This is a genomic window from Draconibacterium orientale (assembly GCF_900111425.1).
In the GTDB taxonomy this organism is placed as follows: Bacteria; Bacteroidota; Bacteroidia; order Bacteroidales; family Prolixibacteraceae; genus Draconibacterium; species Draconibacterium orientale.
The window spans coordinates 77,234-91,099 of record NZ_FOHT01000007.1 but is presented as its reverse complement, the minus strand read 5'-3'; the positions used below and the strand labels follow the sequence as shown (position 1 = coordinate 91,099).

Below are 13,866 nucleotides of genomic sequence, written 5' to 3'. Positions count from 1 at the left end.
ATTTTTGGATATAAAACAAAACAATCATGATTCCCCGGAATCACCAACAGAAATGAAAGTGAGGCCCCTCAACAGCATTTCATAAAAATAGTCAGATTACAAAGCGCATACCGCGATTGTGCCTCGAATAGCCTCTTGATTGCGCCATTTATAACCTTTCATAATAACCCCGGGCTTCACCCGAGGTTAATCCTGTTTTATCCCCTCGGGATATGGAATAGAATTATAACGTTAATACGAGTTAACGGAACAGCGATGTTTGACTCCAAAACTTTTATGGCGCTGAAAGCGTCGAATGTGATTAACCCGGTGTGCAGCACCGGGATGAAACGACTCAAGGGAAATCGTCCGGAATGCTAGCTGATCGCGGATTGCCCGTACTTCCGGACGAAAAATAACTGTCTTCCTTTAATCGACTTTCAGAAAAAAAAGGTGCCGATTAATAACCGACACCTGCTATAATTATTTTACCAGATTCTTAAATGCTGATCCAAAAATCAGGTAGCTGGTATTTCCTCCAATGGTACCTTCGTTTTGTCCCCACAAAAACGGCCAGTCGTCGTAATTTTCAAAATGGTCGGGTTGCCGGAACAACACACCGGGAGCAACATTGCCCGGAATAAACGAGAAATCGGCCCTGTTGTTGCCATAAAACACTGCTTTTGGACGAGCGGCACCTACCGCTGCCACAAACGAATAATTGTGATACGGATGACATCCAAACAGCCAGTTGGTGGCCTTAAATGCATGGCTTGCGTCAATAATATCCGGGTAATATTTGCTGGCAAAACAAATCGTAGTTCCAAAATTAACAACACCGCCATTGCCTGCCCAGTTCCGAAGACCGATTGGCACTCCGTACGGATTATCCTTTTCAAGCTCTTCGATATATTCTTTGTATTTTACCACATACGGCCGCAGCTTTTCTTTGTACGATTCATCCATGTGCGGAATGGCATGTAATGCTGTTAAAATGCTAAAACTTACAAAACGGTCGAGTGCCGGCCACAGCGATTCCTGAAACTTATCTTTATATTGTTGCTCGCCGGTTGAAATGTACAGCTGAAGATTAGTACCCATATCTGCACCTCTGCCCCATCCACGCGGATCCTCCGGCGCATTGGCCAATAATTCAGTTGACTCTTTCAAAAGTCTTTTCGACTGAATCAAGGCCCTTTCCGACAGATCGTCGTTATAGCCCTTCAATGCGCGGCTTGTGGCGGCAAACATAGCAGCAGCCCTGAGGTCGAGGCTGGGATTGCGGCTTGTAAATGCCCACATATCATCTTTTACACCGCTTGATTTGCCATCGCGGGCTACTTCGTAAGGCCCCAGATTGGGATTATACGGAAGGCCGTCGGTTATTGAAGCAGCATCGCCAAGATGATGGTAATTATCGAGAACAGAGTTGGAAAGCGTTTGCGCCATGTGACCGATAATTTCTGCCTGGGCAACCAGGTTCATTGTTCCGTGCTCGATATACTGCAAAATATCGGGTGTTCCGTCAGGCCGGTGAAGATCGACATACCGCTGCTCCTCATCAACAAAAGTCTGATCGCGCAAGGGTTTGAAATACTCCCATGTTTGCACAAAATTCTGCACAACGGAAATGTTCGATCCGGTTTCTATATCAAAATCACCGGCATCAAAAAAGCCGCCTACGTTTAATCCCGGAATGGTTTCCAGCGCTTTGTATTTGGTATCGGTTGTTGGGCCCTGGCTATGCAAATCGAAATGATCGGTGTTTGGCGGAGCCTGCAGGTAACCTTCTTTAAAAGGCTCGCCATGCCATACCCGGTACGCTTCATTCACATACATATGGTTCATATGAATCGGAACCCAAACATCGCTGGTGGCATCAGTAATCCAATCGTAAACGTTATCTTCAATTATAAAGTTATTGGTTTTACAATCGCCATACTGAATGTAATAAATACCAGGTGTTTCAACAGAAGAGAAATCGAATTTCACATAGTGATATTTATAATAGTCGCCCCACGATTCGATTTTACCGCTGAATACTTCGGTGGCATTGCCATCTTCACCTACTTTATAAATAGATGCTTTTGCAAGCGGTTTGTCTTTTTTGTCGAGTTCAATAACCGAAACTTTTTGTTGCGAAGGCAGGTAGCCCACCTGCGAGAAACCAATGTTGGGTTCTCTCACCCAGCCTGGAATAGCGTTGGGTTCAACTGTCCAGCTTAAAACTTTGCCGGTTTTCCCGGCAGGAAGCAAACTGCGAACTACATACCACCCGTTTTGTGCCAGCACACGGCCATCGAAAAGCATAATGTCGGCATCGGCAGAAGTGATTTTCACCATCCGTTCCGGGTCATCGGGAGCAAGAAGCATTGTACGTCCGGTTTCGAGTGGAAGCGGTTCGATAAATTTGCCGGTTCCCCTGTCGTCGGAAGTTACATAGCCTTTATATTGTTTGGGTTTTTCGGTGTTGGGCCGGGTAATGGTATTGCTTGCCACATAGCGCGAAAACCGGTTTATACGCCCATCCATTAAATAGGTTTTACCCCAATATTTCGAGGGTAAAAACTCGAGGTTAAATCCGGCGCTCCCTTCAACTGATTCAGGAAGTGGTTCGTCGAGGTAAACAGATATCTCAACTCCTTTGCCCTTAGGCGTAACAACCACGCGCGAGTCGAAATCGTAATCGTCATATCTTAGTGTAGCCTCAATGCTGTTGCTCACACTGTCAACCGTTCGGGTAGGTATATCAGGAACAAGATCCCACTGCTCCGGGGTGTTCGAAAGCCGAACGGCACCACCTTGCGCGGTTCTTACTCCATGCTGGATCAATTCTATTCCGGCGTTCTTCTCGTCGTTAAAGCCCCCGGTAAAAAGGTTACTGTACACCAGTACATTTACGCCTTGTGTTTCGAAATACTCCAAATCGTTCAAAACCAGATCCTGGTTTGGTTCAGAACTACATGCTGCCAATAACAGCAAAATGAGTGATAAAAATGATAGGTTTTTCATAAAGATAAGTTGGTTTACCGATTTATTATGTTGTACTATTTTAATGTCGAATTCAGGTTCCTAAAAAAACCATATTTCCACTTTCAATATTACCTGTTATTCAGCGAACAGCTGTTTAAATTTAGACTCGGCATTTAAGAAAATAGATAATTCTTAGGCTTGTCCTCCAATTTCACGATTAAATACAAGGGGACATTATGTTTCAGGTAGTTTGGAAAAACTCAGCTGAAAGACCAGACTGTATTTTATGATGCCGGAGGCATCGTATGTGTATAGCCTGTAACAGACAAGAGAGATAAGACTCCAGCCGGAGTCGTACCTATAATCTTTATTTCAAATTGCTATATTTTTATGATGCCAAAGGCATCCAATATTTATAGCAAATTGCTTATGAAAATAATTCGACTCCGCTGGAGTCGTACTCTCCATTCCCATCTGAATTTTCTATAACCATATGAATCCGCCGGATTCTTTTTATTAGCCCTTTTATTGATGAATTCGAATCCATTCAACCGAGGAGTCGTCATTTAATTTTTATCACCATAAATTTGCTGTGCAGCGGCCAGAAGAGCAGCCGTTCCTGTTTAATAAGGTAATAAATGTAGTTTTCGTGGCTGCGGTCGGGCTCGCCAAGCATATCAAGAATTTGTGGTTTCTGAAGCGATCGGATGGTATCGTTGTACACCACGTCATTCACCATTTTATCGCGAAAAGGGTATTTCCTCCCTTCTTTGATTTGCCACTTTGTTTTATCGAAGGCGAGCTCGCTGTCTGGTTTGTCGGTCATGCCCGGTTCGTAATTCTTTACATCAGAATTACAGGCCACGCAAAAAACGAAAGCAATAATACCTAATAAATGTATCGGTTTCATTTGTTAAAGACTTACACGGTCAGTTCAATTCCTTCGGGGCGTGTATGTTTCCATCGGCGGTGCGACCACAAATAATACTCGGGTGTTTCGCGTATTACTTCTTCCATTTTCCGAATGTAGGTAAGCAAAATATCTTTCGATTCCACTTTCGACGGGTCATCGATAAGTTGCGTAAAATGAGCTTCGTAATGCCCACGTTTTAATTTTTTCAGGTGAAGGAAAAATATGGGCTGATTGGTTTTAATGGCAATCTTTTCAGGACCGGTAAAAAACGGCGCTTCGCGGTTTAAAAATAGTGTCCAGAACGGCGAATTTGCCGGAGGAGTCTGATCGGCCGCCAACCATAAAACGGCAGGCTCGCCGCGCCTGACATATTCAATCGCTGTGCGTGCCGATTTGTGTACCGGCACCGACTCGCCACCCCACTTGCTTCGCGAGTACTCAATATATTTTTCAAACGCCATGTTTCCCCGAATCGGGTTTACAATCATCAGCAGTTTATGCGCCGATTTGGTTTGAATAGAGCTGCACCACTCCCAGTTATTGTAATGAAATCCGAGCAGCATAATACTTCGTCCTTCCCGGGCATATTGTTGCGCCAATTCCAGTCCTGTAACTTTCAGGCGTTTATCCATTTGCTTTTCGCTCATGCTGTGCAGCTTGATGGTTTCAAGCGAAAAGTCGCAGAAATGACGGTAATAACGATTCATAATCGTATTGATTTCCTCCTCGCTCTTTTCAGGAAACGAGTGGCGCAGATTATCCAGAATCACCTTTTTCCTATAGCCGACAACATACCGGACTACCAGGTAGAAAAAATCAGCAATGCCGTAAATCATCCAAAACGGCAGTACCGAAATAATTTTTAATAACAGCACTACCCCACCGTTTAACAGGCGTTTTAAAAAACTTTCGTAATAGCGTTTATCTTTTTTGCGTAAGCTCTCGTCAACCATACTATAAAACTATTGAATTAAAGCTGTGCCCTCCGGGCGTTTGTGCTTCCATCGTTTGTGGCTCCAAAGATAATACTCCGGATTCGATTTTATCACTTCCTCCATTTTTTCGATATAGCGCAACAAAATTTCCCGCTCATCGGTTTGCGCAGGATCTTCCACCAGCAACGTGTAGCTGTATTCGTACTTGCCCCGCCCCAGGCGTTTGGCCTGCTGAAAAAATACAGGTTGATTGGTTTTTCGGGCAATTTTAACCGGGCCGGGAAAAAAAGCGGCTTCACGGTTCATAAACACCGCCCAATACGGCGAGCTGGCCAGTGCACGCTGGTCGGCAATAAGGCCAAGCACAACCGGCTGTTGTTGCTCAAAATTGCGGAAGGCGACTTTTGCTGCCCGCCCCATTTTAACGGCTTTTCCTCCCCACTTTTCGCGCGCTTTCAACAGAAAATCGTCCACAGGTTCGTTGTCGCGCATTTTGTTGTACACCATCAGCAATCTACAGTTTAAATGTTGCTGCACTGCAGCCGACCATTCCCAGTTATTGTAATGAAATGCAAGCAATACAGCTCCGTTTCGTTCTTTGGCAAGCTGGTTTAGCGCATTGGTTCCAACAAAGCTTACCCGCTTTTTCAACTCCTTTTCCGATAGACGGTAAAATTTAATACTCTCTACGGTTACATCGCAAAAATAGCGGTAAAACTTATTCCTGAGCAGGAGAATCTCACTGGCACTTTTCTCCGGAAATGCGTGTATTAAATTATCGGTGATTACATCGCTGCGGTACTTTACAAGGCCTTTTATTACCAGGTACAACACATCCGACAGAAAATACAAACAGCCAAAAGGAAGTAAGGCGATTGTTTTCAACACCATAACCACAGCCCATTTTCCTGACTGCCTGAAAAAACCTGAAGCGATGTGATTTTCTTTTTTCGTTTTGCCCATTGCCTGTATTGCAAGCCCTGTTAAAATAGCTTAAAAAGTTGATTCAAAACTACACTTTTGAGCTTACATTCGCTAAAAATATCTTTATATTCGGTTGATGAAAACAGTAAATATGAAAACAACACTTGCTCTGATTTTCCTTTTAACAGGAATGACTACAATGGCTCAAAATACCTTTATCGCTCACCGCGGAGCATCGTACCTGGCACCTGAGAACACAGTAGCTTCGGCAAAGCTGGCGTGGGAACTCGATGCCGATGCTGTTGAAGTGGATGTACACCTGACCAAAGACAACCGTGTAATTGTTATTCACGACAAAGACACCAAACGTACCTGCTACGGAAAAACAAACCTGACCATTGCCAAAACACCATCCATACTGCTGCGCGATTTGGATGCAGGCGTGTGGAAAGGAGAAGAATTTAAAGGGGAGAAACTACCTTTCCTGTCGGAAATTATTGAAACCGTTCCTGATGGCAAAACACTGGTGGTTGAGATTAAAGCTGGTGGCGATGAAATTATTCCGGCGCTTAGCCGTATTGTTGACAACAGCGGGAAGAAAGAACAGATTGTTTTTATCAGCTTTGGTTGGAAAACCATTCTTGCAACACATAAGGAATTTCCTGATAATAAATGTTACTGGCTCAGTTCTGTTAAGCCCGGCCTAACTAAAAAAATGGAAGAGGCTGCTGCTGAAGGCCTCACCGGTGTTAACTTACAATATTCAATTATCGACGAGGAAATTATGGCACAGGCCAAAGAGCTTAACTTAGAAGTGCTTTCGTGGACCATCGACGATCCGGAAGAAGCCCAACGCCTTACCGATATTGGCGTTAGCGGAATAACAACCAACCGCCCCAAGTGGATAAAAGAGCAAATGAATCAATAAAACATTCATTATTAACAAAAATCTCCATCAGGAATAAAAGGGTATAAATACTGTTTCACGCAAAGGAATGAAGAAGCACAAAGTTTGTACAGGTTAGAACATCTGGAATAGATTCTGTGCCAGCACTACTTCTGCCAACACAAATCGTTAATCATCATTCTTCATTTCACCCCTCTGACATCCGTCAATTGACGGATGCCATCTCCCCTGGACTGGGGTGAGAATGCGGCCCCCCAAGGCAAAGCCACGGGTAATTATTCCGATAAGAAAAAAGGGCTGCCTTTGTTAATCGACAACCCCTGGTTTCTGACGTTTTCTGAATACTGTTCATGTATTCCTAAAGCTTTATAAATTTCCTATCCGCACTTCAAAACTAGATGATAATTCTGTTAAGGCGATTTAACTAAGGCAAATTATTGTTAAACTATTTTTAGGAATGTTAAAAGTGTTAAATCAACAGAAGCCAAAAAGCTCAATCCTTACTCTATTCAAACGTTTTTGTAAACTCTGCCGGAAAATATTTGTTGATAAGTAGTATTAAAAGTTATTATAATGAAGAACTTTCTGATTCTAAGCATCATCACTTTGTTGCTATTTTCATCATTTAAATCCGGGAAGCCGGCCTATGTGCTTTATAATAAAGATGGGAAGCCGGTGAAATACGAAAAAATGTTGAAGCAAATGGGAAACGCCGACATCGTTTTGTTTGGCGAATTACACGACAACCCGATTTCGCACTGGCTGCAGTTGGAACTCACAAAAGATCTTTACCTACAAAACGGTAAAAACCTGGTTTTGGGTGCCGAAATGTTCGAAAGCGATAACCAGTTAATTATGGACGAATACCTTTCGGGAAAAATCTCTCAACGCAACTTTGAGGACGAAATTAAATTATGGCCCAACTACAAAACTGACTATAAACCGCTGGTAGAATTTGCCAAAGACAGTGGCCTTTATTTTGTAGCCACCAACGTTCCGCGCAGATATGCAGCCCTGGTAAACAAACAAGGTTTTGAGGGCCTGGAAGAATTATCGGACGAAGCAAAAACCTTTTTGCCTCCGTTGCCGCCTGCTTACGATTCAACACTAAACTGTTATTCCAGCATGATGAAAATGGAGGGAATGGGAAGCCATGTTACAGCAAATTTTCCCAAAGCGCAAGCCATTAAAGATGCCACCATGGCCCATTTTATACTGCAAAACTGGAAGCCGGGGAAAATACTTTTGCATTACCACGGAGCGTACCATTCGCAAAACTTTGAAAGCATTTTCTGGTACCTTAAACATGAAAATCCGGCACTAAAAATTGTCACAATACATTCGGTTACACAAGATGATATATCGGAACTAACTAAAAAAAATACCGGTACTGCAGATTTTACGATTTGTGTGGATGAAGATATGACGCGAACGAGATAAAAAAAAGCAGGAGTCTGGATTCCTGCTTTTATAAATTTCGTGTGACCGGAGAATTTCTTAATTCTCTTGTGGCTGTTTTTTAATCTGCTGCAAGTTATATTAGTAAAGTCGAAAAGTAAATACCCAAAATTAGGTATTTTTACGTACATTGTAGGTTGGGAATTTTTTGAATACTGTTTCAATTATGGATGAAAAAAGTATAAACAAAATAAAAAAAGCCTGGGAGCCTAATAAAGTTGAGCGTCCGGTGAAATCGGAGTTATACCTGAACATTATTGAACAAGTGGCCAATTTATTCTCGGCCGGAAATTCCTATTATTACATCATGAATTTCGACACACTTAAAATGGAGTATGTCGATCCGCGCATTGAAAACGTTTTAGGACTCAATGCAAAAGAATGGAGCCTCGACCGGTTGTTTGAGTTGGTGCATCCTGAAGACCTGAAACAAATGCACCGAAAAGAAGCTAAAGCTGTAGATTTTATTCTAAACCACCTGCGTACTGAAGATATTTTAAAATATAAAGTAGTTTATGTGTTGCGGCTTCGGCACGCCAACGGAAGTTATAAAACCATTCTGCAACAGTCGAAAACGCTTACTGTTTCAGAGGATGGCAAAGTGCAGCAAGTGCTGGGAATTCACACCGATGTTACTTACCTGAACATGGCTGTTGACCATAAAATTTCGTTTATCGGCGACGGTCTGCCATCCTACTACTCATTATCTACCGATGATGAATTTCATCCTGAAGAACTGAACTATCACACGCTTTTTACCTTGCGCGAGAAAGAGATACTGGCCAATATTGCCAAAGGAAAAACTTTTGCAGAAATAGCCGAAGCTTTAAACATCTCGCCGCACACCATTAACACCCACAAAAAAAATATTCTGAAAAAAACGGATTGCCACAACACCACCGAATTGATTGCCCGTTGCGTTCGCGAAGGCGTGATATAGTACCAAATTGGTATAACTACCTGTAGAAATTCATTTCCTCTAAATATTCCCAGCTTTTTTGCGGAAGAAAATGCCGCACATCTTTTCCTTCTTTTATGGCTTTTCGGATAAACGAAGAGGAGATTTCCATAAGGGGTGCATGCTTTGCTATAGCTATGTTTCTCTCCACCTGTACGTTAGCGGGATTAAAACCGGGGCGCGGGTAAACGATTATTCCATAATTCTGAAGAATGGTTTCGTAATTTTTCCACTTATGAAAGTTCTCCAGATTATCCGATCCCATCAATATTTTAAAATGATAGTTCGGATGTATTTCCTTCAGATAAACCAGTGTATCAACCGTATAACTTGGTTTTGGCAAATTGAATTCGATATTTGAAGCCCGCAGACGGTCGTCGTTTTCAACGGCACGGTGTACCATTTCCAGACGCTGGTAATCGTCGAGTAAATTGTTTTTCCTTTTCAGCGGATTATGCGGCGACACCACAAACCAAAGCTGGTCGATGTCAGTATATTCAACCATATAATTGGCAATGGCCAAATGCCCGATGTGAATAGGATTATAGCTACCAAAATAAAGCCCAATCGTTAGCTGCAGATTGGTTTTGGGTGCGAGTATGTCGGTAACCAGGTTATTCATTTGCTTTTTAAACTCCCAATGCTGAATAATCAATATCCAAATTTAAAAATTCTACATTGATCATTCATTATTGGATATTTTTACTTCTTCAGAAATTCAGCTATAATTTTTTCGGCTTCCACAAAAGCATCTTCGAGCTTGTCGTTAATAATCACCACATCAAACTGTGGGGCAAAACTTAATTCGTGCTCGGCTTTGGCAACGCGCATGGCAATTTTCTCTTCGCTGTCGGTTGACCGGCCAACCAGGCGTTTGCGCAATTCTTCCACCGAAGGAGGCTGCACAAAAACGGCAAGCGCCTCATCGCCGTAGTATTTTTTAATGTTCAGGCCGCCAACAACATCCACATCAAAAACCACATTTTTGCCTTGCTCGCGAATACGTTCCACTTCGCTTTTCAGCGTTCCGTAACTGGTACCTTTATACACTTCTTCCCACTCCAAAAACTCGTCGTTTTCAACTTTTGCCAAAAACTCTTCGCCAGATAAAAAGTAGTAATCCTTACCGTGCGTTTCGGTGTGACGCGGCTCTCGGCTGGTGGCCGATATTGAAAATTCAAGATCGAAACCTTGCTGTAATAAATGTTTTACGATGGTAGTTTTCCCAGCCCCCGATGGAGCTGAAAATATAATTAATTTTCCTTTCATTGCTCAAGTAAAAAAGTTCAAAGGCAAAAGTAGGTTATTCAAGTAGAAAGTTCAAAGTAAAAAGGCAAAAGTAGGTTATTCAAGTAGAAAGGCAAAAGTAAGTTATTCAGGTCGAAAGTTCAAAGTAGAAAGTTGAGCGAAGCAAAATCCCGACCGCTAGCGTCGGGAGCAAAAATAGGTTGTTCAAGTAAAAAGGCAAAAGTTCAAAGGAAAAGGAAGAAAATAGAGTGCGGCTATTTATTCTTTTTCGTTTTGGATACAATACTACCCAAAATCAATTTTAATTCTCCGGATTCTTTGATTAAGTAGCTTAATTTTTCATCGTTAGAATTTAAGTTTTTACTAATCGACTGAATCAGCCTTAACCAATAGTTACTCTCCCTCATCTCCTTTAACGAAATTTCCGTCTTGTAGGTAAAATCAGCTTTTGAGGATGCAGCCTGCGCCTCTTCGTAATTAGCGCCGGTAGAAGACGCTGCTTTGATCAATTGATTTTTTATAATTTTAAACTCTTGTGAATCAGGCAAGGTTCGCAGATAAAGTATCACTTCCGTAACAAATTCAAAGATTCTTTTTTGAAGGTTATTTTCCATAAGGCTAACTTTATTTAAATTTACTTTTGCCTTTTAACTTTCTACTTTTGATTTGTTCGTGCCCCCTTTTGCCTTTCTTCTTTTGCCTTTTGCCTTGTTAATCTTGCCTTGTTACAACACGTTTAACAATTGTTCTTTCACGCGCTCCAAGTGGTCTTTCATTTGCACCACGATACGCTGAATATTGGTTTCGTTGGCTTTTGAACCGATGGTGTTGATTTCGCGACCAATTTCCTGCGAAATAAAACCCAGCTTTTTACCCGAAGCACCATTTTGTTTTGCGGTTTCGAAGAAATACTCGCAATGATTGGCCAAACGAACTTTCTCCTCGTTAATGTCCAGTTTCTCCAGGTAAAAAATCAGCTCCTGCTCAAAACGGTTTTCATCCACATTACCAATCATTTTCAGCGCTTCCAGGTTGTCCGTCAAACGAACTTTCAAGGCTTCAATACGCTGTTTTTCGAACGGCTCAACCTGTTTCAATAAATTGCTGATGTTCTCCACATTACCCAGAATATCGGCCTCAAGTGCCTCTCCCTCTTTCGCACGGAAATCATTAATATCGCCTAGTGCAGCCAGAATATTCTTGTAAATGGTTTCCCACTCTGTTTCGTCGAGTGTTTCGTACTCGGTTTTTACCACATCGGGCAAACGCATCGCTGCCTGCAAAGTGCTGTGGTCTACAGACAGGCCAAGTTGTTTGCTGACATCGCTCAACTGATTGTAATAACCTTTTAAAATTGGTTCGTTTATTTTCGAATTGGTTTCGTCGCCCAGGTTTTCCACGTAAATGTTAAAATCAACTTTTCCGCGTACCAGTTTTTCGGCAATTGCCTTACGAATTAAAATATCTTTTTCGCGATACAAGGCAGGGGTACGGGTGTTAATATCGATTTGCTTACTGTTCAGCGATTTAATTTCAATGGTAATTTTTTTGTTGTTTACCTCGAATTCGGCTTTACCAAAGCCGGTCATTGATTTTATCATGTGGTACTATTTTTTTTTCAAATTTAGTATAAAGTCTGTAAAAACAGCGCAACGGATTCCGGATGTTGAAAACTGGATGCCCCGACGCTTCCGGTCGGGATTTCGCTTCGCTCAACTGGATGCTGGATGAATTCAAGCATTTTAGCATTCATTCTTTACCTCAATCCTTCAGTCCTTCAGTCCTTCAACTCATAAAATCGCTCCCGAGCCAATCAGTTCATCCTCTAGGTACCAGGCGGCAAATTGCCCCGAAGTGATTCCCCGTTGTTCGTTTTCGAACAGAAACCAGGCACCGTCATCTTTCAGATGTATTGTTCCTTTTTCCAGCGGCTGGCGGTAACGAATGCGGATATCAAATTCGCGTTTTTCGCCAACCTGCATTTCCAGATCAGGGCGAATCCAGTGCATATTTTCGGTGGCTACAAACAAACCTTTGCGGTACAATCCCGGGTGTTCAAATCCTTCGCCCACATAAATAATATTGCGTTTCACGTCGGTACCAATTACAAAAAGTGGCTCTTTGCGGCCACCAATATTCAGGCCTTTACGCTGCCCAACCGTATAAAAGTGGGCCCCCTGGTGTTCGCCAATCACTTCGCCGTTCCAGGGTTTATACGGAAACTGAAAACACAGCTTTTTATAGTTTTCTTCCGTAACCTCAAGCTGCTTTTTCTTTTCCATAAATTTGGCCGGAATCTCGATTACATTACCCACTTTGGGTTCTAACTGCTGCTGCAAAAATGTTGGAAGATCAACTTTCCCAACGAAACAAATTCCCTGCGAATCTTTACGTTCGGCAGTTGGCAGATTTTGCCGGCGCGCAATTTCGCGCACCTCAGGCTTTAACAGTTCACCTACCGGAAACATGGCTTTTGAAAGCTGTTTCTGGTTCAACTGACACAGGAAATAACTCTGATCTTTATTCGGATCTTTACCGGCCAGCAATTGGTGAATGGTTTTTCCATCCACTTCAATCTCCGATTTACGGCAATAATGCCCTGTTGCCACAAAATCGGCATCAAACTTCAGGGCTTCTTCCATAAAGGTGTCGAATTTAATCTCGCGATTACACAGTACATCGGGGTTAGGCGTACGTCCGGCCTGGTATTCGGCAAACATATAATCCACCACGCGCTTTTTATAATCGGCGCTTAAATCGACAATATGAAACGGTATATCGAGTTTTTTGGCCACCATTCTGGCAATTAGCGAGTCTTCTTCCCACGTACACGAACTGGTAAGCACCCCTTCGCGTTCGCGGTAGTTAATCATAAACAACCCAATTACCTCGTGCCCCTGCTCCTTCAGCAGCCAGGCTGCCACACTCGAATCAACACCTCCCGAAAGTCCTACTACTACCCTGCTCATTTATACATTTTTAGGGCGGCAAAAATACAAGGAAAAAGTGGAAAGGACAAAAGTTGAGGAAGGCTTTGCCTGTCGAAATCCGGATCGTAGGTCGGGGAAGGATTAGAGATTAAGGATTAATTGAGTGAATGAGTAGGCAGTAGGCAAAATTCTATTGTGTCTGATGTGATCTGTGTGGTTCAAAAACAAGGCAAAAGTTTAAAGTAAAAAGGCAAAAGTTGAGGAAGGCTTCGCCTGCCGAAATCCCGACCGTAGCGTCGGGGGAAGGATTAATGATTAAGGATTAAAGGGTAAATAAGAGAATTAGTAAATGAGTAATTGAGGGGTAATTGGCAAAAGAAAGAACAAGCCAACAGCAATAACAACCGGCAAAATTCTATTGTGTCTGTTGTGATCTATGTGGTTCAAAAACAAGGCAAAAGTTTAAAGTAAAAAGGCAAAAGTTGAGGAAGGCTTTGCCTGCCGAAATCCCGACCGTAGCGTCGGGGGAAGGATTAGAGATTAAGGATTAAAGGGTAAATAAGAGAATTAGAAAATGAGTAATTGAGGGGTAATTGGCAAAAGAAAGAACAAGCCAACAGCAATAACAACCGGCAAAAATC

12 protein-coding genes are annotated in these 13,866 nt (G+C 42.4%); 3 read left to right on the top strand and 9 right to left on the bottom strand.

Features of this window, described 5'->3' with window-relative positions; genetic code table 11:
- Positions 1 to 462: 462 nt before the first annotated feature.
- The 4 genes from BMW53_RS05975 to BMW53_RS05960 all read right to left on the bottom strand — a co-directional run bounded on the left by BMW53_RS05975 (position 463) and on the right by BMW53_RS05960 (position 5,763).
- Positions 463 to 2,991 carry a cellulase N-terminal Ig-like domain-containing protein gene (locus BMW53_RS05975; protein WP_038557924.1) on the bottom strand — a complete coding sequence of 843 codons (2,529 nt, stop codon included), beginning with the start codon at positions 2,989 to 2,991 and terminating at the stop codon, positions 463 to 465.
- 523 nt (positions 2,992 to 3,514) lie between these two features.
- A complete protein-coding gene (locus tag BMW53_RS05970; RefSeq protein ID WP_038557923.1) occupies positions 3,515 to 3,862 on the bottom strand; it encodes a hypothetical protein in 348 nt (115 codons plus the stop codon).
- An 11-nt stretch (positions 3,863 to 3,873) separates the two neighbouring features.
- Entirely contained in the window at positions 3,874 to 4,818 is a 945-nt protein-coding gene (locus tag BMW53_RS05965; RefSeq protein ID WP_051567774.1) for a lysophospholipid acyltransferase family protein, read from the bottom strand.
- A gap of 9 nt (positions 4,819 to 4,827) precedes the next feature.
- Positions 4,828 to 5,763 (bottom strand): lysophospholipid acyltransferase family protein, encoded by a 936-nt coding sequence (locus tag BMW53_RS05960; RefSeq protein WP_038557922.1) that lies wholly within the window; start codon positions 5,761 to 5,763, stop codon positions 4,828 to 4,830.
- A 112-nt stretch (positions 5,764 to 5,875) separates the two neighbouring features.
- Here BMW53_RS05960 and BMW53_RS05955 point away from each other — a divergent pair, with 112 nt between their 5' ends.
- The 3 genes from BMW53_RS05955 to BMW53_RS05945 all read left to right on the top strand — a co-directional run bounded on the left by BMW53_RS05955 (position 5,876) and on the right by BMW53_RS05945 (position 9,029).
- Positions 5,876 to 6,652, top strand: coding sequence for a glycerophosphodiester phosphodiesterase (locus BMW53_RS05955; RefSeq protein WP_168136406.1), 777 nt, complete (start codon positions 5,876 to 5,878; stop codon positions 6,650 to 6,652).
- A gap of 552 nt (positions 6,653 to 7,204) precedes the next feature.
- Complete coding sequence (locus tag BMW53_RS05950) at positions 7,205 to 8,071, top strand: ChaN family lipoprotein (protein WP_038557920.1); 867 nt, start codon at positions 7,205 to 7,207, stop codon at positions 8,069 to 8,071.
- Between the two features lie 184 nt (positions 8,072 to 8,255).
- Positions 8,256 to 9,029 carry a LuxR C-terminal-related transcriptional regulator gene (locus BMW53_RS05945; RefSeq protein ID WP_038557919.1) on the top strand — a complete coding sequence of 258 codons (774 nt, stop codon included), beginning with the start codon at positions 8,256 to 8,258 and terminating at the stop codon, positions 9,027 to 9,029.
- Between the two features lie 16 nt (positions 9,030 to 9,045).
- Here BMW53_RS05945 and nadD read toward each other — a convergent pair whose 3' ends face one another.
- The 5 genes from nadD to mnmA all read right to left on the bottom strand — a co-directional run bounded on the left by nadD (position 9,046) and on the right by mnmA (position 13,264).
- Entirely contained in the window at positions 9,046 to 9,669 is a 624-nt protein-coding gene (nadD, locus tag BMW53_RS05940) for a nicotinate (nicotinamide) nucleotide adenylyltransferase (RefSeq protein ID WP_051568161.1), read from the bottom strand.
- An 80-nt stretch (positions 9,670 to 9,749) separates the two neighbouring features.
- Positions 9,750 to 10,316, bottom strand: coding sequence for a guanylate kinase (gene gmk / locus BMW53_RS05935; protein WP_038557918.1), 567 nt, complete (start codon positions 10,314 to 10,316; stop codon positions 9,750 to 9,752).
- A gap of 233 nt (positions 10,317 to 10,549) precedes the next feature.
- The gene (locus BMW53_RS05930; RefSeq protein ID WP_038557915.1) at positions 10,550 to 10,909 is read right to left on the bottom strand and encodes a four helix bundle protein; all 360 of its coding nucleotides are present in this window, start codon (positions 10,907 to 10,909) and stop codon (positions 10,550 to 10,552) included.
- A 111-nt stretch (positions 10,910 to 11,020) separates the two neighbouring features.
- Positions 11,021 to 11,896 carry a YicC/YloC family endoribonuclease gene (locus tag BMW53_RS05925; RefSeq protein WP_038557913.1) on the bottom strand — a complete coding sequence of 292 codons (876 nt, stop codon included), beginning with the start codon at positions 11,894 to 11,896 and terminating at the stop codon, positions 11,021 to 11,023.
- A gap of 189 nt (positions 11,897 to 12,085) precedes the next feature.
- Positions 12,086 to 13,264, bottom strand: a complete 1,179-nt coding sequence (gene mnmA / locus BMW53_RS05920; protein ID WP_038557910.1) for a tRNA 2-thiouridine(34) synthase MnmA — start codon at positions 13,262 to 13,264, stop codon at positions 12,086 to 12,088.
- Between the last annotated feature and the right edge of the window lie 602 nt (positions 13,265 to 13,866).